A 24,311-nucleotide genomic window follows, 5' to 3' on the forward strand; every position below is an offset into this window, starting at 1 on the left:
TAGGAAGATGAAATGATAAAAGAAACACTTGAAAAAATACTTCATACTTTAGAGAAATGTTGTAAAAAAACACATCAGAATGGTAAGAATAAAACTGATGAAAATAAAATTAAAAATAATTTAGCTGAAGTTCTAAAAGTAAAAAAGGGCAATATATACACCCCAAGCGATATAAAAGAAATAAAAAAAATAAAAGAAATAAAAAAAACATTAGAGTTGGTAGAATTAATAGATTCGATAGAATTGAAAAAAGAAAATTTTAGGCAAAAAGATGAGCTATTCTTTGATGATGAAGAATGGTATCTGATTTGTGGTAAAAAAGATAGTAAAATAGATATGCTTTTATCATTTGATAAAATAAAGGATATTCCATATAATTTTATTTTTAAGAATTGCAATGTTAATTTATGTATTAATAAGCCAAGGGATGTAGAAAAAAATAATGTAACGATAATTAAAAGTCATTTGTATTTTTATGATTGTATTATTGATAGATACGAAACAAAGATTGAAAATAATATTTTTGAGAAATCATTAAGTTTTTTTCAGTGCAAATTTAAAAGAAGTGTATTTATTCATAATAATACATTTTCAAGTCATTTGGTATTTTTAGACTGTCACGATAAGTACAATAAAAAAATTAAGTTTTTAAGTTTACAAGAAAACACATTTGAAAGGTATCTTTTTATAAAAAATTGTATTATAGAGGACATAGAATTATGGAAAAATAAAATTGAAGATAGAAGTTATTTTGTGGATAGTGAATTTGGAAACAAGGAGACAACAAAATTAGAATTTTCAAATACTCATTTTGAAGATAATGCTTATTTTAACAATTCTAAATTTTATAGTTATATTGATTTTCATGAGTGTGAATTTGAAAAAATAGCTTGTTTTTATGGAGTAACATTTGAAAAAACTCCAAATTTTAGTGCTTGTTATTTTAAAGAGCAAAAAGCTGTAAATTTAACAAATGTCAATATAGATAATTTAGATTTTGAATCAGTTGAAAAATATATAGAATATAATTATCAAGACGAGACTTATAAAAACGAAATTGAAAATATGCACAGTGAAGAAAAAGAAAAAATAAATCAGATTAATAATAAACATCAATTAAGATATGCTAAAAATTTAAAAGATTCTTTTAGGGTTATAAAAGATGTTTTGATAAGTCAAAATAATATTTTAGAGGCTCAAGAATGGCATAAGCTAGAACTTTATGCAAAAGAAAAAGAAACTATGATAAAAGCTACAAGCATAAATGATAATATAGATTTTAAAAATACTACTGCAAAATTTTTAAAAGAAGAATTGTATAATTTTACTGAATGGATTAATTTTACATTATTGTTTATATATAGAAACACTAGTAATCATCACACAAGTTTTTTAAAAATACTTAATTTCACAGTTGTAATGATTGCATTGTATGCTTTGTTTCTTTTTTTGTTACAAAACGACAGTGTTGTTCAATCAGTTTTTGATTTTATAGTTACACCGGCTTTAGAAGCTCTTATTGTATGTTGTTATATTTTATTAGTTTCTTTTGTTAGTTTGGTGTTTTTTTGTAAAAAATGCCTGCGTTTTTTTATTGCAGCTTTGGCATATATTGGTTTTTTTGCTGTTTTAATTGAAAAACCACAATTTATCAACCTTTTTACAGGTGTTTTTTCATCAGAAAAACTTCATGAAAGTAAAATTGAAAAAGCCATTCAAGATTTAAATTCTAGTTCTATTCTAAATCTTGCAAAAATTTCTCATAAAGATTTTAACCTATCTTGGCATTATCAAGACATTTCTTTTGTAGAACTAGACGCGGCTAAGAAGTTAATCATAGAAAACAAAGATAATATCTTAGATTTAAAAGAACAAAATTTAACCATAGCAACAGAATTTTTAGGTAAAAAATATACCGAAATTTCTAAAGCTATAAACCAAGATGAAATCACATCAAATGTCATAAAATCCACTAGTGTTTTATATAGTATTATACTTTTACTCTGTATATTCTCACTCCAAAAAACCGCACGCAAAAACTCCATAGTGCCAAGCTAAAAGCAAAATCATGCTTTTAGCTTTAAAGTGTGATGAAAAATTTGATTTAAAAATACTTTTGATATAAATATTTTTATTATATTTATATTTTGTTTCAAATATAAACAATACTTTATATTTCATTTGTAAAGTGTAAATTTTTGTTTTTATTAAAAGAGAATTTTTATACGAAATGTTACTCTTATACCCATATAGTTAATTTTTTCTAACAAAAATACACAAAAATAAAAATATTTGTTAAGCTAGATATTGGAAATTTTTATCAAAAGGAAAAATATGTGGCAACAAATATATAATCCATTTGACAACATACTTTTAAGTGCTTTGGTGGCTTTTTTGCCTATTTTGTGCTTTTTGCTTTCTCTTGTAGTTTTCAAACTCAAAGGCTATCAAGCAGGTTTTTTAACTCTTATTTTATCAAGTGTTGTGGCATTGTTTGCTTATGATATGCCGTTTTCTTTATTAGGTGCTAGCTTTATACAAGGTTTTGCAAATGGTATTTGGCCTATAGCTTGGATCATCATCGCGGCCATATTTTTATATAAACTTTCTATCAAATCAGGCTCGTTTGAAGTGATAAAACAAAGTGTTATGAGTATCACTCCAGATCATAGAATTCAAGTGATTTTGATTGGATTTTGTTTTGGTTCTTTTTTAGAAGGTGCTATAGGTTTTGGAGGGCCAGTGGCTATCACCGCTGCATTACTTGTAGGACTTGGGCTTAGACCATTATATGCCGCAGGACTTTGTCTCATAGCCAATACCGCTCCGGTAGCTTTTGGAGCAGTTGGAATTCCTATTATAGCGATGAGTAATCTAGCAGGTATAGAACAGCACGGTGTTTCAGCTATGGTGGGTAGAATGCTTGTGCCTCTTAGCTTGACTATACCATTTTTTATAGTATTTTTAATGGACGGTTTAAAAGGGGTTAAAGAAACCTTTCCTGCTATTTTTGTCGCAGCCGTTTCTTTTACTGCTACTCAATTTTGGAGTTCAAATCATTTAGGTGCAGAACTTCCAGATATTATTTCAGCGGTTGTTTCTTTGTCTATTACTACGATATTTTTAAAATTTTGGAAGCCAAAAAATATTTTTAGATTAGATGATGTAAAAGACTTTGAAAACTCACAAAAGCTAGAATTTAAAAAAGTATTTTTAGCTTGGATTCCTTTTATACTTTTGATTATTTGTATTATTATATGGACACAACCTTGGTTTAAGGCTTTATTTGCTAAAGATGGAATATTAAATTTTATGCAATTTACTTTGAAATTTAATGAAGCCTTAGGAGCTATCATAAGTCCTGATATAGTTAATCCACAAATCACAAAAACAATGATTCCATCACATACTATAGATTTAGTAGCACAAGCAGGAACTGCTATTTTAGTGGCTGCTTTAATGAGCATTGTTGTGTTGAAAATAAAAATCAACGAAGCTACCGAGTGTTTTTGGGAAACTTTAAAAGAAATGGCCACTCCATGCTTAACTATAGGCTTAGTAGTTGCTTTTGCCTTTATAGCTAAAAATAGCGGTATGAGCACTACTTTAGGACTTGCTTTTTCAAATACAGGCGATGCTTATGCATTTTTTTCTCCTATCATAGGATGGATAGGTGTGTTTTTAACAGGTTCTGATACTAGTTCAAATTTGCTTTTTGGGACATTACAGCAAGTTAGTGCTCAAAAGTTAGGAATTTCAGAAACTTTATTTTTAGCAGCAAATTCTGTTGGTGGAGTTGTGGGTAAAATGATATCTCCTCAAAGTATAGCGGTAGCTTGCGCAGCAGTTGGACTTGTAGGAAAAGAATCTGAATTGTTTAGATTTACTTTAAAATACTCAATAGGTTTTATAATTCTAATAGGAATTTGGACTTTTGTTATAGCATTTTTCTTCCACGGGATTATCCCTGAAGCAGTGCTTTTAAAATAAGGATTGATGATGAAAAAAGTGTATTTATTTGCTACTTGTTTGGGTAGTGCGATAATGCAAGAAAGTGTTTTAAGCGCGGTTAGACTTTTAAGAAGAGAGGGAGTTGAGGTTATATTTAAAAAGCAGCAAACTTGCTGCTCTCAACCCTCATTTAATTCAGGGTATTTTAAAGAAAGTAAAAATATAGCTTTGCATAATATAAAACTTTTTACTCAAGATTATCCTATAGTAGTGCCAAGCGGTTCTTGTGCGGGGATGATGAGTCATGATTATTTAGAGCTTTTCAAAGATGATGAGCATTTTAACTTGGTAAAGGAATTTAGCTCTAGAGTGATTGATCTTAGCCAGTATTTAGATGAGGTTTTAAAGGTTGATTATGAAGATAAAGGTGAGCCTATAAAAGTGACTTGGCACTCTAACTGCCATGCATTAAGAATTCAAAAAAGCATACAAGCGAGCAAAAATCTGCTAAAAAAACTCAAAAATGTGGAATTAATTCCTCTAGAATTTGAAGAAGAATGCTGTGGTTTTGGAGGAACTTTTTCTGTGAAAGAGCCTCAAATTTCAAACTCTATGGCACAAGAAAAAATCAAAGATATCCAAAATACAGGCGTAAAATATGTATTAAGTTCTGATGGTGGGTGTTTGATGAATATTGCAGGCACGATGAGTAAAATGGGGCTTGATATAAAAGGAATTCATTTGTATGATTTTTTAAACAAGCGTCTTGAAGGAGTTGCGATATGAAAATGACACATGAACAAATTGTGGATGTGAAAATTCATGATAAGCAAATGCGAGAGAATTTAAGATCTGCCATGCATACTTTGCAAAAAAATCGTTTAAAAGTTATAGATGAGAAATTTAATGATTGGCAAGGACTAAGATCTAAAGCTAAGCAAGCTAAAAACAATGCTTTATCAACTTTACACGATAGGCTTTTAGAATTTGAACAAAATGCCACTAAAAATGGCATAAATGTCCATTGGGCGAGTTCTGATGAGGATGCCTGTGAGATTATATATGAATTAATGGTAGAAAAAAACATCGGTAAAATTCTAAAAGGTAAATCTATGGCTAGTGAGGAAATAGGTTTAAACCACTACCTAGAATCCAAAGGTTTAAAAGCTATAGAAACAGATTTAGGTGAACTTATATTGCAGTTAAATGATGAAACTCCCGTGCATATTGTAGTTCCAGCGGTACATAAGAACCGCTATGAAATTGGTAAAATTTTTCAAGAAAAATTAGGCTCTAATTTAGAAAGTGAGCCAGAAAAGCTAAATTCTATTGCAAGAAAGCATTTAAGAGATGAATTTGAAGGGCTTAAAATGGGGCTTAGCGGAGTAAATTTTGCTATGTCTAAAGAAGGTGCTTTTTGGCTTATAGAAAATGAGGGAAATGGTAGGATGTGCACCACAGCAAGTGATATACATGTAGCACTTTGTGGTATAGAAAAAGTTATGGAAAGCTTTGAAGATGCTGCCACTATGGTGTCTTTACTTACTCCATCAGCTACGGGCCAATTTATACCAACTTATAACAATATCATTACAGGACCTAGAAAAAATGGAGATTTAGATGGCCCAAAAGAAGTGCATATTATTCTTTTTGATCATAATAGAAGCAAAATGCTAAATGATGAAGATTATTATGAAGCTTTGCGTTGTATAAGATGTGGGGCTTGTATGAATTTTTGTCCTGTGTATGATAAAATAGGCGGCCATACTTATCAAAGTGTATATCCAGGGCCGATTGGAGAAGTCATAAGTCCTAATCTTTTTGGTATGCAAGAAAATGGTGATATTCTTACTTTTTGCTCGCTTTGTGGAAGATGTTCTGAAGTTTGTCCGGTAAGAATTCCTCTTGCGGATTTAATACGCAAATTAAGAGCAGCAAAAGTAGGTCAAGGAAGTTTTGATAATATCGCTCCAAATACTGCTGAAGCTATGGCATTTAAGATTTTTGAAAAAGTAGCTACAAGTCCTATTATTTGGAAAAATACTTTAGCAAATTTACATAATTTTAATTGGCTTTTGCAAAAAGGAAAAAATTCTTTACCAGTAGTTAAAAAATGGAGTGCTTATAAGGAATTTCCACAAATAAAACTTGATCTTTATAAAGAACTTGAAAATATGCAAGGAGTAAAGTGTGAGTAGAATAAATGAAATTTCTTCACAAAGCAAAAAAGCTATTTTGGATAAGATTAAAAATACACATTTATCTTTTGAAAAAATTCCGACTATAGATCCTATAGAGCATATCAAAACAAGTGATGATATGTATAGTGAGTTAAAAGAAAAAATGAGTGCAAATAAATACATAGTAGAAGAAAGCTCGTTAGAAAAATTAGAAGAAAAAATCAATCAAATTGTTAAAAGTTATGGCTATAAAAGTCTTATTTATCCTGATAATTTAAATTTAGATATAAATAAAATTGAAGCCGAAAAAAAGACTTGTTTTAATCAAGAGATTGAAAAAATACGAAAAGAAGTTTTTCATAGTGATTTTTCTATCATCCAAGCAAGAGTTGGAGTAAGCTCACATGGAGTTGCTTTAGTTTTGTCTGATAAAACTCAACCAAGAATGCTTTCTTTGGCTCCTATGCTTTGTATTGTCTTATTAAAAAAAGAAAATATTGTAAAAAGCATTAGCCAAGCATTGAATTTAGTAAAAGAAGAAAATGAAATTTTACCTAGCAATATTTTGTTTATAGCAGGGCCATCAAGAACTGCAGATATTGAACTTATCACTGTTTTTGGAGTTCATGGATCTCAAAAGGTTCATATTATACTTTATTGATTTATTTAGAATTTGCACTTAGTGTAAATTCTAAAATCACCTTCAAATCAAAAATTAACTTCTTGGTTTTTAAAACATTAATTAAATTATATTTTTATCAACCTTTGCTATTTTATTGATTTTAGTTATATTTAAGATATTTTTTGACATAGTAAAAAAGGTATTAACTTAAATTTTAAAACTATAAAAAGGAAAATCATGTTAAAAACAAGTTTTAAAAAGGCAGTATTTTTACCAAGTATTAGTATTATAGTTGTTTTAAGCCTTAGTTGTATTTTCTTGCCTAAACTTACAAATGATTTTATCAATCATATAAAAAGTGGAATTTTTGCAAATTTTTCATGGTTTTATATATTAAGTGTGAGCTTTTTTGTGTGTTTTATGCTCGCACTTGCACTTTCAAAATTTGGCGATATTAAACTCGGCGATGATGATGAAAAACCTCATTTTAAATTTACTTCTTGGCTTGCTATGCTTTTTGCTACGGGTATGGGCGTGGGGCTTATGTATTTTGGTGTGGCTGAACCTCTCATACATAAAAAAGCCTTGCAAACAAGCGATGAAGAAGCTATGCTACATACTATCTTTCACTGGGGAATTCACCCATGGGCTATTTATGGGGTGTGTGCTTTGGCTATGGCGTATTTTGGTTTTAGATATAAAATGCCTCTTAGTTTGCGTAGTGCTTTTTACCCTTTGCTTAAAGATAAAATTTATGGTTTTTGGGGAAATTTAGTTGATATACTTGCTTTAATTGTCACGGTTTTTGGCATTAGTACCACACTTGGTTATAGTGCATCTCAATTAAATGCGGGCTTTTCAAATTTGGGTATTTTAAACGGACAAAGCTTTTTAGAACAAAGCGTGATTATAATCATCATTATTTCTTTAGCCACACTCTCATCGATTAGTGGCTTAACAAAGGGTTTAAAAATTTTAAGTGAAGCAAATTTAGTTTTTGCAGTGTGTTTAATGCTTTTTGTGCTTTTTTCAACAAATACCATCCAAATTCTTTCGCAATTTAGCTCTAATATTGGAAATTATTTGCAAAATTTAATTTCTTTGAGCTTTAAGACTTATTATTATGAAAAAGAACATATAGAATGGTTTAATAATTGGACTATTTATTATTGGGCTTGGTGGCTTAGTTGGGCACCTTTTGTGGGCTTTTTCATTGCTAAGATTTCTCGTGGTAGAACGATAAGGGAATTTATTTTTGGCGTGCTTGTAGTGCCTACTAGTTTTAATATACTTTGGTTTAGCATTTTTGGCAATAGTGCTTTAAATTTCAATGATATTTTAAGTCCTTTTACTTCAGCACCTGAAAGTTTGCTTTTTTATTTTTTACAAAATTTTTCTTTTTCTTATTTTAGTTCTTTGCTTGCGCTTTTGGTTTTAGCTTTGTTTTTCATCACTTCAGCAGATAGTGGGATATTTGTGTTAAATTCTTTAAGTAGTGGTGGCGCTCATGAGCCATACAAATGGCAAAATATCCTTTGGGGTTTTGTGCTTGCGCTTTTAGCTACTTCTTTGCTGTATTCAGGTGGCTTGGGGGCGATTTTAAGTATCACTATGATAGTGGCTTTACCTTTTGCATTTTTGCTTTGTTTGATGTGTTTTTCATTGCTTAAAGGCTTAATTGTAGATGTGAATTACTCTTTAACTAAGCTTAGTCAAAGTAGTGTGTATTTTACAGGAGAATTTTGGCAAGAAAGACTTGCTAGAATTTTAAAACAAAGCAAAGAACAAGACATACAAAATTTCTTAAATACCAAAGTTAAAAATGCTATGGAATCACTCAGCCAAAGTCTAAAAAACTACGGCTTGAAAACACAGATCGTTCAAGAAAAATCAAGTATAAGTTTGATTATAAAAAAAGAATTTGCAAAAGATTTTATCTATGGAGTGCAAGTGGTAAAAAAACAAGCAAGCCAAAGCATAATCGATGATAAATTTATGCCAACTTATTCTAAAGAATTTATCTTTGAGCCACAAACTTTCTTTGCTGATTCGCGTAATGGTTATAATATAGAGTATTTAAACGAGCAAGAAATCATCGTAGATATACTAAAGCAATATGAGAGGTATTTGCAACTTTTATTTGATGATAAAAATGAAATTTTTACCAAAGCTTATGATTAAAAAGCGTTATAATTACACTTTATTCTTATAAGAAAGGCCTTTTATGTTGAGATTTTTTTTAATGTTTTTTTGTGCTTTAAATCTTTTTGCTATTACGCCAAAAGATACGATCGTTATAGCAGTGGAAAATGAGCCAGAGCGTATAAATCCGCTTTTTAGTGAAGATCATGATGTGGCAATTGCTCTTGTGTTTTCAGGACTTACACGCTTTGATGAAAATATGAGCTTAGCGCCTGATCTTGCTAGATCTTGGAAAGTTAGTAAAGATGGGCTTGTTTATGAATTTACTTTAAGAGATGATATATTGTGGCATGATGGGACTAAATTTAGTGCCAAAGATGTGGAATTTAGTATAAATGCTTTAAAAGATGAGAAGTTAAATTCACCCTCAAAGGTAAATTTTGACGCAGTTAAAGAAGTAAAAATCATTGATGATTATCATTTGATTATCACACTTTCAAAGCCTTTTCCTGCATTTTTAGACGCTTTGAGTGTGGGAATTTTACCAAAACATTTACTTGAAAAAGAAAATTTAAATACTACTAAATTTAATCAAATGCCTATAGGAACAGGACCATATAAGCTAAAACAATGGAAAAAAGGTCAATACATGATCTTAGAAGCAAATGAAAATTATCATTTAGCTAAGGTAAAAACACCAAAACTCATACTAAAACATATTAAAGATCCAAGTATTAGCGCTATTGAGCTTAAAAATGGTTCTATTGATGTAGCTTTAGTCGATTTTGCTCTAGCTTCAAATTTTGCAAATGACAAAAACTTTAAAATGCTTATAGAGCCTTCGGCTGATTATCGTGCTTTGATGTTTAATTTTAATCATGAGTTTTTAAAAGATCAAAATGTGCGTTTAGCACTAAATTATGCTATCGATAAGAAAGCTATTGTGGATTCTCTTTTGCATTCTTTTGGAAAAGTAGCAAATCATCCTTTGGAAAAATCATGGGCAAATCCTAAAGAATTTGCAACTTATACTTATGATGTAAAAAAAGCAAATGAGCTTTTAGCAAAAGCAGGCTTTGTGAAAAACAAAAATGGAATTTTAGAAAAAAATGGCAAAGAATTTAGCTTTGAAATGTATGCTATGAGTGAAGATCCACTAAGAATAGCTTTGGTAAATATCTTACAAAGTGAGTTTTTAAAGCTTGGTATTAAGGCAAAGGCAGTTGCTAAGCCGAGTGGAAGTTTTGACTATACTAAGATTGACAGCTTTTTGGTAGGTTGGGGTAGTCCTTATGATCCTGATTTTCATACTTTTAGAGTTTTTGAAAGCTCTCAAGATAGTGCTTTAAACTCTAGTGGATGGAATTTTGGTCATTATCAAAATGCTAAAGTTGATGAAGCTCTGATAAAAGCGAGAAATTCGCTTGATGTAAATGAAAGAAAAAAATACTATAAAGAATTTATTGACGCTTTATATAAAGATCCTGCATTTTTATTTATAGCTTATATCGATTATCCTTTAGTTTTTGCTAAAAATATCCAAGGTATAAAACCTCATATTTTAGGTCATCATGGGGTAGGTTTTACTTGGAATGCTTATGAGTGGAGCAAAAATTAGTGCTAAAACTCATTTTTAAACGCCTTTTATGGGCGTTTTTTTTGATGATTTTTGCAAGTTTTTTATGTTTTGTGATGATTTATCATGCTAAAGGAAGTGTGGTTTTTGCTAGTGTGCCTCAAGGAACTAGCCTTAAAATAAAAGAAGAAATTGAGCATAATTTAAATTTAGACAAGCCTTTATTAGAGCAGTATGAAAATTGGCTTTTTAATGCCATGAAAGGCGACTTTTCCTACTCTTTAATCAGCGGAGAAAAGGTTAGTGAAATTTTAAAAGAAAAACTTCCCTATACCATCATACTAGGAAGTTTGGCTTTTTTTATACTTTTTGTGTTGTCTTTGGTTTTGGCACTTTTTTGCGTTCTTTATAAAGATAGTTTTTTGGATAAAATTATTACCTTTTCAACGATGAGTTTTTTTGCATTGCCTACTTTTTCTTTATCGCTAATGCTTATTTTAGTTTTTGCTGTATTTTTTAAGCTTTTTCCAAGTTCAGCTATTGCTGATATTGGCTTTGAAGATGATATATTTAATCGTTTGTGGCATTTGTTTTTACCAGTGTGTGCTTTAGTGCTTTCACATTTAGCTGTTTTTGTGCGTTTTATAAGGACAAGTTTGATTGATAGTTTAAATCAGGGCTTTATAGAAAGTGCTTTTGCAAGAGGACTTAGTAAAAAAAGAATTTATTTGCATTTTGTATTAAAAGATGCTTTTGCTTCTATACTCGCGTATTTTGGTGCTTCCTTTGTGAGTTTTTTAATGGGAACTTATATAGTAGAAAGTGTGTTTTCTTACGAGGGTGTTGGAAATTTAGTGATTAAAAGTATATTGTTTAAAGACTATCCTGTGGTGCTAGCTGTGGTAATTTTTAGCATTTTAGTGGTAGTGCTTGTAAATTTTATCGTAGAGATAATTTGCAAGATGATTAATCCAAGGTTTGCTAATGCGTAAGTTTTATGTGATGATGATTTTACTAAGTTTTATTTTAGCGCTTTTTGTACCTTTAATAAGTTCTTATGATCCTAATTTAGTGGATTTAAGCAAGGCTAAAATAGCCCCAAATTTAAGTCATATTTTTGGCACAGATTTACTTGGTAGAGATGTTTTTACGCGTATTTTATATGCCTTGCGTATTTCTTTATTTGTAGGGGTAATGGCGGCATTTTTTAGCGTGCTTTTTGCTTGTGTTTATGTGTTTTTAACAAGATTTTTTGCTTATGCCTTTTTTGCTAGAGTGCTTGATATGCTTTTGGCTTTACCTTCTTTACTTGTGATTATGTTTTTTCAAAGTTTTTTGGCGGGATCTTTGTGGAGTATGATTTTTATCATCGCTTTGGGGCATTTTGCTTTTGTGGCAAAAGTACTTGATACTCAGCTTAATAAATTTCAAAAACTTGAGTTTTATCAAAATGCTATCATTCTAGGCTCTAGTAAGATGAAAGCTTTATTTAGTGAGCTTTTACCTGCTTGTTGGAATTTGCTTTTTGTGCTTTTTGTTTTAAATATCGCTCATGCTATTACAAGTGAAGCTACTTTAAGCTTTTTTGGCTTGGGTGTAGAGCTTTGGACTCCAAGTTTAGGAAATATGTTAAATGAAGCAAGTAAGGCTGTGTTTTTAGGATTTTGGTGGATGATAGTTTTTCCAGTGGCCTTTATACTTATGCTTATCCTACCTTTACTTGCTTTGGGTAATGACTTACAAGAAGAGATTAAAGCATGATAGAAATTGCAAATTTAAATCTTAGCTTTAAAGATAAGATCTTATTAAAAGATATAAATCTTAATTTAGAAGATGGTAAAGCTTTGGCTATCATGGGTAAAAGTGGAGCGGGAAAAAGCTTGCTTTTAAAAAGCATGATTAAGCTCTTTGATAAACACTATAAGCTTAATGCACAAAAATTTAGGATAGATCAAAAAGATATTTTAATTTTAAAAGAAAAAGAGTTAAATATTTTAAGAACTAAGGTAAATTTACTTTTTCAAGATGTTTATGGGAGTTTTTATCCTCTTGTTGATATAGGGAGTTATTTTAATATAGTTTTAAAAACTCATACTAATTTAAGCACAAAAGAGATTAAAGAAAAGGCCTTTTATTATTTTGAGTGTTTAGGGCTTAAAAATCATGATCTTTTATGGCATTCTTTTATATATCAGCTAAGTGGTGGTATGGCAAGACGCATTCAAATAGCTCTAGCTTTACTAAGCGAGGCTAAGTATTTATTGTGTGATGAGATTACAAGCTCACTTGATAGAGCTAATGAAGAAAAAATCATCGCTATTTTAAAAGAGTTAAAAACACAATTTAAAAATCTCATTTTCATTACTCATGATATAAATTTAGCTAAAGAGCTTTGTGATGAGGTGGCTATCATAGAAGATAAAACTTTGATTTATCAAATGCCCGTGAAAGAGTTTTTAAGCAATCCAAAAGGTGTTTTTGCTAAAGAATTGTTAAATTATTTTGAGAATGAGAATGTTTTTAGAAGTTAAAAATTTAAGCAAATCTTATAAATTTAAAAAACATTGGTATTTAAAGGAAGAGGAAATTTTTGTTTTTAAAGATGTGAGTTTTTCTTTAAATCAAAATGAGAATTTATTGCTTTGTGGGGAAAGTGGTAGTGGTAAAAGCACTTTAGCTAAAATTCTTTGTATGCTTGAATGTGCAAATACTGGAGAGGTTTTGTTTGAAAATGAAAATATATTAAATTTAGATTTTAACGCTCAAAGAAAATTACGCCAAAAAATTCAATATATTTTCCAAGATCAAAAGCTAGCTTTAAATCCTTACAAAAGTGCCAAAAGACTTTTGATTGATGTGTATGAAAATTTTAAACTTAAGCCCGATTTTGGAGAACTTTTTAAACTTTTTGATGTTTTTGAGCTTGAAAAAGATATTTTAAATTTAAAACTTTCTAAATTAAGTGGCGGTCAAAGCCAAAGATTAGGTTTGATTAGAGCTTTGCTTTTAAAACCAAAATTGCTTATTTTAGATGAAATTACAGCAGCACTTGATATACCAACTGCTTGTAAAATTCTAAATTATTTATATGCTTTTCAAAAAAAATACGATATTACTTATATTTTTATTTCTCATCAGGAAAAAATCTTACAAGATATTTGCCATAAAAAAATGTATTTATAAAAAGATAAAAACTGTTTCATTTTGAAATACATAAAAATTTATTTTTTTGATAATAAGTTTTTATATAGCTAAATTGAAGTAAAATAAATTTAATTATGCTTAAATAAAAGGTTTATTATGACGCACGCAACTATAGAGCATCAATACTTTGGCATCTTTGCAATGCTTGTTATTGCAAGTGTTATATTTTTTACTTTGGTGTATATTTCTTCTAAAATAGGCTCTAAGCTAGCCTCTCATAATAGAAAAAAACTTGGACTAGGAATTTATGAGTGCGGGCCTATGGCTTCTAAACAAGCAAATAAAATCAATTCTCAATTTTTTGTTTTTGCATTGATTTTTATTTTGCTTGATATTGAAGTGGTGTTTTTATTTCCTTGGGCGGTGATTTTTAAAGATTTAACCGCAGAACTTTCAAAATATGGCTTATCTTTATTCGCCTTAGTGGAAGTGTTTGTTTTTATTTTATTACTTGCAGTAGGCTTTTTATATGCTTATAAAAAAGGAGCATTTGCATGGCAGAGTATCAAAAAATGAGTAATGCGCCAGTTGTTTTAACTACGGTTGATAAGTTAGTGCAATGGGGTAGAAGTAATTCTTTATGGGCACTATCTTATGGACTTGCCTGTTGTGCTATTGAAATGATGGCAGCAGGTGGTGCAAGATATGATTTTGATAGATTTGGAACAATTTTTAGAGCAAGTCCAAGACAATCTGAAGTAATGATTATAGCGGGTACTTTAAGTAAAAAACATGCTGAATTTACAAGAAGACTTTATGATCAAATGCCTGATCCTAAATGGGTTATTTCTATGGGTTCTTGTGCAAATACCGGCGGTATGTTTAATACCTATTCTACTGTCCAAGGAGTGGATAGGATTATTCCTGTTGATATTTATGTGCCAGGCTGTGCCCCGCGTCCTGAAACTTTTCAATTTGCTTTGATGATTTTGCAAAAAAGAATTCGTAAAGAAAAAGCAAGCAGAAAAATAGCTCCAAAAAGGCTTATATGATGAGAAAATATAGCGATAAGAAAAATGCTCAGCTAAAAAATTATTATGAGGATAGATTTTACCATGCACCTATAACTAAAAAATTAAGCATAGAAAGCAGTATTTTTGAGAGCGACCATCAAATTTTAAGTCAAGAATTTGAGTTAAAAAATTCTTTTATAGAGCTTGATTTTTGGGTGATTGAGATAAACAAAGATGATAATGTTGCTATTCTTGATAAGCTCAAGAATTTAGGTTATAGCTGTTTTACTGATGCAAGTGCGATTGATTTTGTCGCTCAAAAACAGGGTTTTGAAGTATATTATCAGCTTTTAAATATGGAGAAAAATTTAAGAGTGAGAATAAAAACTTTCGTTGGTTTAAAAGAAAGGCTTCAAAGTGTTATAAGGGTTTTTAAAGGTGCTAATTGGTGTGAGAGAGAAATATATGATATGTTTGGAATTTTCATCATCAATCATCCAAATTTAAAAAGACTTTTAATGCCTGATGATTGGTATGGACATCCTTTTTTAAAAAGCTATCCTTTGCATGGTGATGAATTTGCTAAGTGGTATGAGATAGATAAAATTTTTGGAAAAGAATACCGCGAGGTTGTAGGTGAAGAAAATAGAGATCCAGGTTTTGTAGATGAAAAAGACACGCTAAACTTTAGTAGAATTTATCATGAGGTTGGTAAAGGCGAAGCTCCAAGAGAGGATAAATACCTACAAGAATATCAAGAAGAAGGTGGCGTGCCTTTTGTGAAAAAAGCCAAAAGAACGCAAGTAAAAATTTTAGATAAGAGAAGATAAAATGCAAATTTCTACTAAATTAAAACCTTATTATGAAAATATAAGCTTTGAGCGTGAAGATGGCACCATGATAGTAAATCTTGGCCCTCAACATCCAAGTGCTCATGGAAATTTACGCCTTATTTTAGAGCTTGATGGAGAAGAAATCACCAAGGCTGCTCCTTGTATAGGTTATATGCATCGTGGTATGGAAAAAATGGCTGAAAATATGATCTATCAAGAGTTTATCCCAACTACTGATAGAATGGATTATATCGCAGCTAGTGCAAATAATTATGCCTATGTAGCTGCTGTGGAAAAACTTTGTGGTTTAGAAATTCCACGCAGAGCAAGTGCAATAAGGATGATTTTACTTGAGTTAAACCGCATTGCTTCGCATTTGTTATGGCTTGCTACACATGCTCTTGATATTGGTGCGATGACAGTATTTTTATACTGCTTTAGAGAGCGTGAGTATGTGCTTGATCTAATAGAAAAATATTGCGGGGCAAGACTTACGCATTCATCTATGAGAATAGGCGGGGTAATGCTTGATTTACCTGAAGGTTTTTTAGATGAACTTTTGGTATTTTGTAATAAATTTCCAAATGATATAAAAGATTATGAAGCTTTGCTTGATGATAATAGAATTTGGCGCGCAAGAACTGAAAATGTAGGAGTTGTAAGTAAAGAACAAGCGCTAAGTTGGGGTTGTAGTGGGGTTATGCTAAGAGGAAGTGGTATTGCTTATGATGTTAGAAAAGAAGAGCCTTATTTGCTTTATGATGAGGTAGATTTTGGCGTGCCTGTGGCCAAAATGGGTGATTCTTATGCAAGATATAAGGTTTATATGCAAGAATTTAGAGAAAGTTTAAAAATTTTAGTTCAATGTGTTAAGCTTTATCAAGATACTCCGCCTGAAATTTTATGCAATCATCCTGAATATGTAAGTGCTTCAAAAGAGCAAATCATGACGCAAAATTATTCTCTTATGCAACATTTTGTCCTAGTAACCCAAGGTCTAAAACCACCAAAAGGAGAGGTGTATGTGCCAACTGAAAGTCCAAAAGGCGAACTTGGATTTTTTATCCACTCAGATGGTAGCGGTAGGCCATATAGATTAAGAGCTAGAACCCCAAGCTTTTTTCATTGTGCATTTTTAGAAGAAATGCTTGTAGGATCATATTTGGCTGATGCAGTGGCAATTTTAGGAAGTATTAATATAGTTTTAGGTGAGATAGACCGATGAGACGCGTGGATTTAAGAAAAAGTCAAGATTTATTTAAGGATTTAGAACAAATCATTCAAAAAGCTTATATGGGTGAAGTTTTAGTAGTTTTATTTGAAATAGGAGATTTTTCTAGTGTAGAAAAAAGTTTTGCTTTCATAAAAGAGCAAAATTGTGAACTTTTAAATTCTTTAAAATTTAATCAAGTAGATTGGACTATAGTTTTTAAAAAGGTAGGACAATGAAATTAGCAAAATATCAAGAAGGTTTAAATGCTTTGTGTTTTGTGGATTTGCTTTCTTTAAAAAATCCTTCACTTTGCGCTAAGCTTAACAAAAGTAAAAATTATAATATTTCTTGTTTAGAGGATAAAAATTTAAAAACAAACTTTTATAAATGTGAGATTGCAAGTGTGCCTTTCGTGCTTGCTTTGCTTTGTAAGATGAGCTTGGAGACTGAATTTGACGAATTTGATGAGGGGTATTTAAGTGCTGAATCTTGCTTTGGTGAAGAAGAAGCTTTAGAGATTTTAGAGTTTTTAAAAGAAGCAAAATGTATTATTTTTGATGAAAATTTATATCAACATAAAGATTTTGAAAATATTAAGTATTTTTTAGAAAAACTTTGTCATAAATTTAATCTTTTGCTAATTTGCTCTAATGAAAATGAAGAAAATTTATCAATACAAAATTCTTTTAGTGAGCTTTTAGAACTTGATAATTTTGATGGAACTATTATCATGCAAGCACCTTTGGGAGACAAAAATTTGCATTGCTCTTCTTCTTTTGCTTTAATTGCTAAGGTTAAGGATGAGGATAAAATTAATTTAAAAATAAACACTCAAGAATTTACAACTATAGTAAAAATCAATCATGATTTGAAAGGCACGGTGGCTTTGTTTGATTATGAAAGCGCTGATTTTGCTTTTTCAAAAGCTCAAGTTAAGGTTATAAAATGAAAGTTATCATTAATGGTATAGAATGTGAGGCAAATGAGGGTGAGTATATCTTAAATGTCGCAAGAAAAAATGATATTTTCATTCCTGCAATTTGTTATTTAAATGGTTGTTCTCCAACACTTGCTTGTCGTATGTGTATGGTAGAAGCTGATGGTAAAAAGGTTTATTCTTGTAATACTAAAGTTAAAGAAGGTATGGTAGTAGAGAGTGATTTATCAAATTTATGGGATGAGCGTAATGCTATCATGCAAGCATATTGCATTAATCATCCTTTGCAATGTGGAGTATGTGATAAATCCGGTGAGTGTGAGCTTCAAAACTTTACACACAAAGCAAGAGTAAATGTACAAAATTATTGGATTAAAGATACCCATAAAGAGCATAAAAAATGGGGTGAGATTAATTATGATCCGGCTTTATGTATCGTGTGTGAAAGATGTATCACAGTTTGTAAAGATAAAATAGGAGAAAGCGCTTTAAAAACTACTCCAAGAGGGGCAAGCGCACCTGATACAAGCTTTAAAGAAAGTATGAGTAAAGATGCGTTAGCTATTTGGACTAAATTTCAAAAGAGTTTAATTGCGCCAAGTGGTGGCGATATACTTGATTGTTCTTTTTGTGGAGAATGTACAAGTGTATGTCCAACGGGAGCTTTGGTGGGTTCGGCTTTTCAATATACATCTAATGCTTGGGAGTTAAAGAAAATTCCAGCTAGTAATCCCCATTCAAGTGATTGTGAGTTGATGTATTATGATATTAAACAAACTAGTATTAATAATCAAAAAGAAAAAATTTATAGAGTGAGTAATGATTTTGCTTTTGCTACGCTAAATAAAGCTGCAAGATATGGTTTTAATACCCAAAATGAAGTTCAAGGTAAAGACGAAAAAGCCTTTGAAAAATTAGTAAATATGATAAAAAATGATGAAATAAAAAATATTTTATTTAATAGTTTTATTACTAATGAAGAAGCTTTAATCTTGCAAAATTTAAGTAAAAAATTTAATCTTAATCTTATAAATCATGAAGCTAAAAAATTCCAAGATTTCCTAGCTTGTTTTTATCAAAATGCAAATGCAATGTATAATGCAAATACAGACGATATCACTCAAAGTGATTTTTTAATCATCGTAGGTTCGTTTTTACGCTATGATGCGCCAACGCTAGGATATAAAGTTAATAACGCTTTGGTAATGAATAAAGGTGCAGGGCTATATTTTCACCCTATAAAAGATAAAGGCGTGGATAAATATTCTAAAAATTTCTTGCAGATTGATCATAATATTAAAGATAATGAAAGTATTTTATTATTTATCTTGCAAAAATTTGCCAAAGAGCTTCCGCAGGATTTTAAAAACACATTAGAAAATGCGTATTATCAAGATACAAAAGAAATAGAAGAAACTATTAATGAAGAAGTTATTGAAAAGATAGAAAAGCAAAATGAAAACGGCGAAACTATTATAGAAGAAGTTAAAAAACTTGTGCCTAAAAAAATTAAAAAAAGCATAGAGGTGCAAAGATCAAATTATGCGAAAAATCTTGGCATAGATGAGGATATTTTAGAAACTTTACTCGCAAAAAAGCAAAAATTTACACTTATTATAGGAAGTGATTTTTACTATGATGAGCAAAGTGTTAAGCTAGCAAAACTTTGTGCTTTGGTGCAAAAATATACTGAATTTAAAGTCTTTTTAAATCCAACTTGTACTAATACCTTAGGTGTGAGTTTAATTTGTGATTTAAGTCAAGATTTTCAAGCAGGAAAAACATTAGGTTATAACGAAAAAGGCGATTTTACTTTTTCTTATGATGGGCATTTTGATCTTGCAAGTTCTAGTTTAAATCAACAAGAAGGTAGCTTTGTAAATTATGATAAAAGATTAGTTCCTACAAATGCGGCTTTAGAATTTAAAGGTTATTTTTTAAATGATTTGGCAAATGCCTTAGGTTTTGATGAAGAATTTACGATCAACTATACTAAATTTTTACCACAAAATAAAGGCTTTAGGGTAATTGACTTTGATGAGTTAGAAAATCATTATGATAATGGTGGGGTAAATCATAGAGGTTATGAGCTTGATTTTTCCCATTTTGAGTTTGAAAAAACATTAAGCATTCAAGAAGTTAAAGAGCAAAATGAAGGAAATTTAACTTTATATCATGCAAATAGCATTCATCAGTTTTCAAAACTTAGTAATAGAGCTTTTAATGAGGTTGGAGCTTTATTTTTATCGTCTGATTTAATGCAAAAATTTGATTTAAACCAAGATGATAGTGTTATTTTAAAAAATGAAAAAACTCAAATTGCTATAAGTGTAAAATGTGATGAATCTTTAGAAAATGGTGCGTATTTAGGGGATTATGATAGTAAGATTGATTATAAATCTTTATTTGATAATACTCGATATGTAAAAGTTTGGCTTGAAAAAGCAGGAGCTAAAATATGAGTGATATTACTTTTTTTATTGTAGAAACAATTATAAAATGTGTGCTTGTTATAGCTATTTTTGCTACTTTAGCAGGCTTGGCAACTTATCTTGAAAGAAAGGCTTTGGCTTTATTTCATCGTCGTTTAGGGCCTGATATGGTAGGTCCTTTTGGATTGCTTCAGGTAGTTGCTGATATGATTAAACTTTTTACTAAAGAGGATATAGTGCCAACTTATGCTCAAAAAGTGGTATTTTTAATTGCTCCATTGATTGCAGCAATTTGTGCTTTTGTAGCAATTGCAGCTATACCTATTTTTCCTGAATTTACTTTATTTGGTAGAGTGATTCGTCCTATTATCGCTGATATTAATGTAGCCTTGCTTTTTGTTGTAGGTATGGGTGGAGTTAGTTTTTATGCGATTTTTTTAGGAGGTTTAGCAAGTAATAATAAATGGTCGCTGCTAGGCGGGGCAAGAGGGCTTGTTTCTATTATCTCTTATGAGAGCGTTGCAGGGCTTTCTTTGGTGTGTGTTGTAATGCTTGTTGGATCTTTGTCTTTAGTAGATATTAATAACTATCAAAGTGATGGCATACTTTCTTGGCTTATTTTTAAACAACCTTTAGCTTTTATTTTATTTGTGATAGCTATTTTTATAGAAACTAATAGAACTCCACTTTGTTTAAGTGAAAACGAAACCGAACTTGTTTCAGGTTATGGCACTGAATATAGCGGACTTAGATGGGGTATGTTTTTTATCGGAGAATATACAGCCATGATTACCGGAGCGATTATGATATCGCTTTTATTTTTGGGTGGATTTAATGATTTTTGGATTATACCAGGGGCTATTATGATGCTTTTGAAAGTGTCTTTTGTGTTCTTTTGGTATTTTTGGGCTAGAGGTGCTTTTCCGCAACTGCGTCCTGATCAAGTAATGAGAATGTGTTATTTGATTTTAATACCTTTAGCGGTTTTAAATTTATTAATTAGTGCTTTAGTACTTGTGATATAGGAAAAAACAATGAAAAAAGGTTATTTTAAAGTAGATTTTGAGCGTAAAAATCCTCAAAATACTTATGAAAAATTCATACAAGTAATCAAGCGTTCTTTAAATACAGAGCTTTTTGTAGGTTTGTTTGTCGTATTAAGAGAAATGTTTAAAAAAAACAATAGCGCAACGATTAAATATCCTATGGAAAAAGTTGCTTTAGATGATAGATATCGTGCAGTTCATCGTTTGATGCGTTTTATTGAAAGTGAAAATGAATGTTGTATTGGTTGTGGCTTGTGTGAAAAAATTTGCATTAGTAATTGTATAAGAATGGAAACGAGTTTAAGTGAAGATGGACGCAAAAAGGTCGAAAATTATAGTATTAATTTAGGGCGTTGTATTTATTGTGGATTTTGTGCTGATGTTTGTCCTGAACTTGCCATTGTGCATGGTAAAGAATATGAAAATGCCGCAGAGCAAAGATCTTATTTTGGTCAAAAGGAAGATTTTTTAACCCCTATCGATGAGCTTAAAAATCAAGTGGTGTTTGAAGGAAGTGGTAGTTTAAGAAAAGATGCTGATGATTTAGTAAAGAAAACTCCAAATTATTATGAGATAGATTTGCAAAGACAGCAAGATGCTCCAAAGGAAGAAAATGTTTGAAACGATAGCTTTTTGTTTATTAAGTGTTTTGGTGTTGGGATTTTTTTTAATTAGTGTTTTAAGCACTAGCGTGCTTTATGCTATCAGTTCTTTGGCTGCGGCTATGGTTTTTTTAAGTGGATTTTATTTTTTACTTAATGCTGAATTTATTGGAGCAATTCAAATAATCGTTTACAGTGGAGCTATTTTGGGTCTTTATAGTTTTGCTATGATGTTTTTTGATGCTTCTATAAAAGTAAAAGAAAGTTTAAAAGGTAAAAGAATCTTCATTTTTGCCGTGATTTTTAGTGCTGTTTTATTAATTAGTATTATTATGGGATATGAGTTTGGTTTAAATGAAACTAGTGAAGTTTATAGTCTTGATTCTACTCAGCAAATAGGCTTTGCTCTATTTACAAAATATATGCTTGCTTTTGAATTTATGGCAATTTTACTTTTAATAGCTTTAATTTGTGCTATAGCACTTACTCAAAAAAATATAAAAAAGGACGAACAATGATGTTAGAAAAATACTACATTGTGGCTATTTTGATGTTTATCATTGGTCTAATAGGTATCATAAAACGCCAAAATTTAATTATGCTTTTTATTTCAAGTGAAATTTTATTAAATGCTGCTAATTTGGCTTTAGTTACAGCAGGAGCTTCTCATAAAGACATAGAAGGTCAAATTTTTGCTTTATTTGTAATGGGAGTTGCAGCTTGTGAAGTAGCTGTTGGGATAGCGCTTTGTGTTTTATGGTATAGAAAAACAGGAACATTAGAGCTTAGCTCTTTAGCTGAAAAAGGAGAGATAAAATGCAAAATTTAGCTTTAATTGCACTTTTTTCTCCTTTGGCTTCAGCTGTTATTTTAGGTATTTTTGCTTTTAGTGCTAAGAAAATTATTTTAGGTTATTTAGCTTCTTTATTTATAGCTTTTTCAGCTTTTGCTTCAATTGTTTTATTAAATAATGGAGTACATTTTAATTTTGAACTTGGTACTTGGATATCTTTAGTAGATGTTAGTTTTGGTTTTAAAATAGACTCTATTACTTTGATTATGATGAATGTGGTAAGTATAGTAGCGACTTTTGTGCATTTATATAGTATATTTTATATGGAGCATGATGAAGGGTTTAATCGCTATTTTAGCTATTTGGGACTTTTTGTTTTTTCTATGATGTTTTTGATTATGAGTGATAATTTCTTAGGACTTTTCATAGGTTGGGAAGGTGTTGGACTTTGCTCATGGCTTTTGATAGGTTTTTGGTATCATAATAAAAAATACACTTTTGCTGCTAATGAAGCATTTATCATGAATAGAATTGCAGATTTGGCTTTGCTTTTAGGAATTTTCTTAATTTATATAGAATTTAACTCTTTAAAATATGATGAATTTTTTACCCTTTTATCTTTAGGGCATGAAAATGATGTGATTTTGATTTTAATAGCACTTTTACTTTTTGTAGGTGCTATGGGTAAATCAGCACAATTTCCTTTCCATACTTGGCTTGCTGATGCTATGGCAGGACCTACGCCAGTTTCAGCTCTAATCCATGCTGCTACTATGGTTACTGCGGGAGTTTATTTGGTAATTCGCGCAGGGGAGCTTTATTTACAAGTTCCTGAAGTAGGGTATTTTATCGCTATACTTGGAGCTTTTGTAGCGCTTTTTGCTGCTTCTATGGCCATGGTAGCTAAAGATTTAAAAAGAATTATTGCATATTCGACGCTTTCTCAACTTGGGTATATGTTTGTAGCAGCAGGTCTTGGAGCTTATGCAATAGCTTTATTTCATCTTGCAACTCATGCATTTTTTAAATCTTTATTATTCTTAGGTGCGGGTAATGTTATGCATGCTATGAATGATAAGCTTGACATTAGTAAAATGGGTGGACTTTATAAAAGTATGCGTTTTAGTGCTATTTTAATGCTTATAGGTTCTTTAGCTTTAGCAGGAATTTATCCTTTTGCAGGATTTTTCTCTAAAGATTTAATTTTAGGATTTTCTTTTATAAGCCATCATCATGGAATTTTTTTAGTACTTTTAATAGCAGCTTTTATGACAGCTTTTTATAGCTTTAGACTTTTAATGCTTGTATTTTTTACTCCAAAAAGACATGAAGAACATCCCCATGAAGCTAGTAAAATAGCTTTGCTTGCGATGAGTCCTTTGGCTTTACTTGCTATTATAGCAGGATTTTTTGAGCATAGCTTTATGGATTTTGTAAGTAAAAATTTAGCTTTTATTGATGGTCAAAATTCTTTAGTTATGATACTTGCAAGTGTTTCTGCGGTACTTGGAGTGCTTTTAGCTATCATAGCTTATTGGAAAAATTGGTTTAAACCATCACTTTCTAAAACAAGTATTTACAAACTTTTGTTTAATGAATACTACATACCAAAATTTTATCATCAATTTATTGTTAGTAAGTATGCTTTATTTTGTGAATTTTTAAGAAAAGCTGATAAAGAAATTTTAGATGCTTTGGTAGATAGTATTGCATTTTTCCTTAAAACATTTGCTAGGGTTCTTAGTATGGGTAAGGATTATTCTTTGGCTTTAAGAATTGTAGTTTTGGCTTTTGTGTGTTTATTTTGTTTAGCTTTGGCGGTGTAAT

General features: G+C 30.5%; 23 protein-coding genes. All 23 read left to right on the top strand.

Annotated features, from left to right (window positions below):
• The first annotated feature begins 12 nt into the window (after positions 1-12).
• The 23 genes from L8X50_RS03810 to nuoL all read left to right on the top strand — a co-directional run bounded on the left by L8X50_RS03810 (position 13) and on the right by nuoL (position 24,310).
• A complete protein-coding gene (locus tag L8X50_RS03810) occupies positions 13-2,058 on the top strand; it encodes a pentapeptide repeat-containing protein (protein ID WP_263660435.1) in 2,046 nt (681 codons plus the stop codon).
• Positions 2,059-2,334: 276 nt separating this feature from the next.
• On the top strand, positions 2,335-3,990 hold the full coding sequence (locus tag L8X50_RS03815) for an L-lactate permease (RefSeq protein WP_259429215.1): 1,656 nt from the start codon (positions 2,335-2,337) through the stop codon (positions 3,988-3,990).
• Positions 3,991-3,996: 6 nt separating this feature from the next.
• The gene (locus L8X50_RS03820; protein ID WP_263660436.1) at positions 3,997-4,737 is read left to right on the top strand and encodes a (Fe-S)-binding protein; all 741 of its coding nucleotides are present in this window, start codon (positions 3,997-3,999) and stop codon (positions 4,735-4,737) included.
• Complete coding sequence (locus L8X50_RS03825) at positions 4,734-6,149, top strand: LutB/LldF family L-lactate oxidation iron-sulfur protein (RefSeq protein ID WP_263660437.1); 1,416 nt, start codon at positions 4,734-4,736, stop codon at positions 6,147-6,149. Before L8X50_RS03820 ends, L8X50_RS03825 begins: the two co-directional genes overlap by 4 nt.
• A complete protein-coding gene (locus L8X50_RS03830) occupies positions 6,142-6,792 on the top strand; it encodes a LutC/YkgG family protein (protein ID WP_263660438.1) in 651 nt (216 codons plus the stop codon). The genes L8X50_RS03825 and L8X50_RS03830 overlap by 8 nt, the downstream gene beginning before the upstream one ends.
• 198 nt (positions 6,793-6,990) lie before the next feature.
• The gene (locus L8X50_RS03835) at positions 6,991-8,934 is read left to right on the top strand and encodes a BCCT family transporter (protein WP_263660439.1); all 1,944 of its coding nucleotides are present in this window, start codon (positions 6,991-6,993) and stop codon (positions 8,932-8,934) included.
• Positions 8,935-8,977: 43 nt separating this feature from the next.
• Entirely contained in the window at positions 8,978-10,513 is a 1,536-nt protein-coding gene (locus L8X50_RS03840; protein ID WP_070255429.1) for an ABC transporter substrate-binding protein, read from the top strand.
• Positions 10,514-10,524: 11 nt separating this feature from the next.
• Complete coding sequence (locus L8X50_RS03845; RefSeq protein ID WP_318529824.1) at positions 10,525-11,463, top strand: ABC transporter permease; 939 nt, start codon at positions 10,525-10,527, stop codon at positions 11,461-11,463.
• Positions 11,456-12,232, top strand: coding sequence for an ABC transporter permease (locus L8X50_RS03850; RefSeq protein ID WP_263660441.1), 777 nt, complete (start codon positions 11,456-11,458; stop codon positions 12,230-12,232). Before L8X50_RS03845 ends, L8X50_RS03850 begins: the two co-directional genes overlap by 8 nt.
• A complete protein-coding gene (locus L8X50_RS03855; protein ID WP_133319468.1) occupies positions 12,229-13,002 on the top strand; it encodes an ATP-binding cassette domain-containing protein in 774 nt (257 codons plus the stop codon). Before L8X50_RS03850 ends, L8X50_RS03855 begins: the two co-directional genes overlap by 4 nt.
• Positions 12,986-13,654, top strand: coding sequence for an ATP-binding cassette domain-containing protein (locus L8X50_RS03860; protein ID WP_263660442.1), 669 nt, complete (start codon positions 12,986-12,988; stop codon positions 13,652-13,654). The genes L8X50_RS03855 and L8X50_RS03860 overlap by 17 nt, the downstream gene beginning before the upstream one ends.
• A gap of 117 nt (positions 13,655-13,771) precedes the next feature.
• On the top strand, positions 13,772-14,191 hold the full coding sequence (locus L8X50_RS03865; RefSeq protein ID WP_220566531.1) for an NAD(P)H-quinone oxidoreductase subunit 3: 420 nt from the start codon (positions 13,772-13,774) through the stop codon (positions 14,189-14,191).
• Positions 14,170-14,667, top strand: coding sequence for a NuoB/complex I 20 kDa subunit family protein (locus L8X50_RS03870; protein WP_039619352.1), 498 nt, complete (start codon positions 14,170-14,172; stop codon positions 14,665-14,667). Before L8X50_RS03865 ends, L8X50_RS03870 begins: the two co-directional genes overlap by 22 nt.
• Entirely contained in the window at positions 14,667-15,458 is a 792-nt protein-coding gene (locus L8X50_RS03875; RefSeq protein WP_263660443.1) for an NADH-quinone oxidoreductase subunit C, read from the top strand. The genes L8X50_RS03870 and L8X50_RS03875 overlap by 1 nt, the downstream gene beginning before the upstream one ends.
• A 1-nt stretch (position 15,459) precedes the next feature.
• Complete coding sequence (nuoD, locus tag L8X50_RS03880; protein ID WP_263660444.1) at positions 15,460-16,686, top strand: NADH dehydrogenase (quinone) subunit D; 1,227 nt, start codon at positions 15,460-15,462, stop codon at positions 16,684-16,686.
• Positions 16,683-16,910, top strand: a complete 228-nt coding sequence (locus L8X50_RS03885; RefSeq protein ID WP_263660445.1) for an NADH-ubiquinone oxidoreductase subunit E family protein — start codon at positions 16,683-16,685, stop codon at positions 16,908-16,910. The genes nuoD and L8X50_RS03885 overlap by 4 nt, the downstream gene beginning before the upstream one ends.
• Positions 16,907-17,623 (top strand): hypothetical protein, encoded by a 717-nt coding sequence (locus L8X50_RS03890; protein ID WP_263660446.1) that lies wholly within the window; start codon positions 16,907-16,909, stop codon positions 17,621-17,623. The genes L8X50_RS03885 and L8X50_RS03890 overlap by 4 nt, the downstream gene beginning before the upstream one ends.
• Entirely contained in the window at positions 17,620-20,073 is a 2,454-nt protein-coding gene (locus L8X50_RS03895) for an NADH-quinone oxidoreductase subunit G (RefSeq protein WP_263660447.1), read from the top strand. Before L8X50_RS03890 ends, L8X50_RS03895 begins: the two co-directional genes overlap by 4 nt.
• On the top strand, positions 20,070-21,068 hold the full coding sequence (gene nuoH, locus L8X50_RS03900; RefSeq protein ID WP_133319476.1) for an NADH-quinone oxidoreductase subunit NuoH: 999 nt from the start codon (positions 20,070-20,072) through the stop codon (positions 21,066-21,068). Before L8X50_RS03895 ends, nuoH begins: the two co-directional genes overlap by 4 nt.
• 9 nt (positions 21,069-21,077) lie before the next feature.
• The gene (gene nuoI, locus L8X50_RS03905) at positions 21,078-21,710 is read left to right on the top strand and encodes an NADH-quinone oxidoreductase subunit NuoI (protein ID WP_133319477.1); all 633 of its coding nucleotides are present in this window, start codon (positions 21,078-21,080) and stop codon (positions 21,708-21,710) included.
• Complete coding sequence (locus L8X50_RS03910; RefSeq protein ID WP_263660448.1) at positions 21,703-22,209, top strand: NADH-quinone oxidoreductase subunit J; 507 nt, start codon at positions 21,703-21,705, stop codon at positions 22,207-22,209. The genes nuoI and L8X50_RS03910 overlap by 8 nt, the downstream gene beginning before the upstream one ends.
• Positions 22,209-22,520: an NADH-quinone oxidoreductase subunit NuoK gene (nuoK, locus tag L8X50_RS03915; RefSeq protein ID WP_087699810.1), complete on the top strand. Its 312-nt coding sequence runs from the start codon at positions 22,209-22,211 to the stop codon at positions 22,518-22,520. Before L8X50_RS03910 ends, nuoK begins: the two co-directional genes overlap by 1 nt.
• Positions 22,508-24,310 (top strand): NADH-quinone oxidoreductase subunit L, encoded by a 1,803-nt coding sequence (gene nuoL / locus L8X50_RS03920; protein ID WP_263660449.1) that lies wholly within the window; start codon positions 22,508-22,510, stop codon positions 24,308-24,310. Before nuoK ends, nuoL begins: the two co-directional genes overlap by 13 nt.
• Position 24,311: the final 1 nt, after the last annotated feature.

Origin of the sequence: Campylobacter sp. CNRCH_2013_0898h, assembly GCF_025772965.1 — a bacterium.
GTDB lineage: Bacteria > Campylobacterota > Campylobacteria > Campylobacterales > Campylobacteraceae > Campylobacter_D > Campylobacter_D lari_D.

What these genes read in the sequence shown, in the direction of transcription:
- L8X50_RS03810 (WP_263660435.1), top strand. Translation starts at nt 13, where the DNA reads ATGATAAAAGAAACACTTGAAAAAATACTTCATACTTTAGAGAAATGT.
- L8X50_RS03815 (WP_259429215.1), top strand. Translation starts at nt 2,335, where the DNA reads ATGTGGCAACAAATATATAATCCATTTGACAACATACTTTTAAGTGCT.
- L8X50_RS03820 (WP_263660436.1), top strand. Translation starts at nt 3,997, where the DNA reads ATGATGAAAAAAGTGTATTTATTTGCTACTTGTTTGGGTAGTGCGATA.
- L8X50_RS03825 (WP_263660437.1), top strand. Translation starts at nt 4,734, where the DNA reads ATGAAAATGACACATGAACAAATTGTGGATGTGAAAATTCATGATAAG.
- L8X50_RS03835 (WP_263660439.1), top strand. Translation starts at nt 6,991, where the DNA reads ATGTTAAAAACAAGTTTTAAAAAGGCAGTATTTTTACCAAGTATTAGT.
- L8X50_RS03840 (WP_070255429.1), top strand. Translation starts at nt 8,978, where the DNA reads ATGTTGAGATTTTTTTTAATGTTTTTTTGTGCTTTAAATCTTTTTGCT.
- L8X50_RS03850 (WP_263660441.1), top strand. Translation starts at nt 11,456, where the DNA reads ATGCGTAAGTTTTATGTGATGATGATTTTACTAAGTTTTATTTTAGCG.
- L8X50_RS03855 (WP_133319468.1), top strand. Translation starts at nt 12,229, where the DNA reads ATGATAGAAATTGCAAATTTAAATCTTAGCTTTAAAGATAAGATCTTA.
- L8X50_RS03860 (WP_263660442.1), top strand. Translation starts at nt 12,986, where the DNA reads ATGTTTTTAGAAGTTAAAAATTTAAGCAAATCTTATAAATTTAAAAAA.
- L8X50_RS03865 (WP_220566531.1), top strand. Translation starts at nt 13,772, where the DNA reads ATGACGCACGCAACTATAGAGCATCAATACTTTGGCATCTTTGCAATG.
- L8X50_RS03870 (WP_039619352.1), top strand. Translation starts at nt 14,170, where the DNA reads ATGGCAGAGTATCAAAAAATGAGTAATGCGCCAGTTGTTTTAACTACG.
- L8X50_RS03875 (WP_263660443.1), top strand. Translation starts at nt 14,667, where the DNA reads ATGAGAAAATATAGCGATAAGAAAAATGCTCAGCTAAAAAATTATTAT.
- nuoD (WP_263660444.1), top strand. Translation starts at nt 15,460, where the DNA reads ATGCAAATTTCTACTAAATTAAAACCTTATTATGAAAATATAAGCTTT.
- L8X50_RS03885 (WP_263660445.1), top strand. Translation starts at nt 16,683, where the DNA reads ATGAGACGCGTGGATTTAAGAAAAAGTCAAGATTTATTTAAGGATTTA.
- L8X50_RS03890 (WP_263660446.1), top strand. Translation starts at nt 16,907, where the DNA reads ATGAAATTAGCAAAATATCAAGAAGGTTTAAATGCTTTGTGTTTTGTG.
- L8X50_RS03895 (WP_263660447.1), top strand. Translation starts at nt 17,620, where the DNA reads ATGAAAGTTATCATTAATGGTATAGAATGTGAGGCAAATGAGGGTGAG.
- nuoH (WP_133319476.1), top strand. Translation starts at nt 20,070, where the DNA reads ATGAGTGATATTACTTTTTTTATTGTAGAAACAATTATAAAATGTGTG.
- nuoI (WP_133319477.1), top strand. Translation starts at nt 21,078, where the DNA reads ATGAAAAAAGGTTATTTTAAAGTAGATTTTGAGCGTAAAAATCCTCAA.
- L8X50_RS03910 (WP_263660448.1), top strand. Translation starts at nt 21,703, where the DNA reads ATGTTTGAAACGATAGCTTTTTGTTTATTAAGTGTTTTGGTGTTGGGA.
- nuoK (WP_087699810.1), top strand. Translation starts at nt 22,209, where the DNA reads ATGTTAGAAAAATACTACATTGTGGCTATTTTGATGTTTATCATTGGT.
- nuoL (WP_263660449.1), top strand. Translation starts at nt 22,508, where the DNA reads ATGCAAAATTTAGCTTTAATTGCACTTTTTTCTCCTTTGGCTTCAGCT.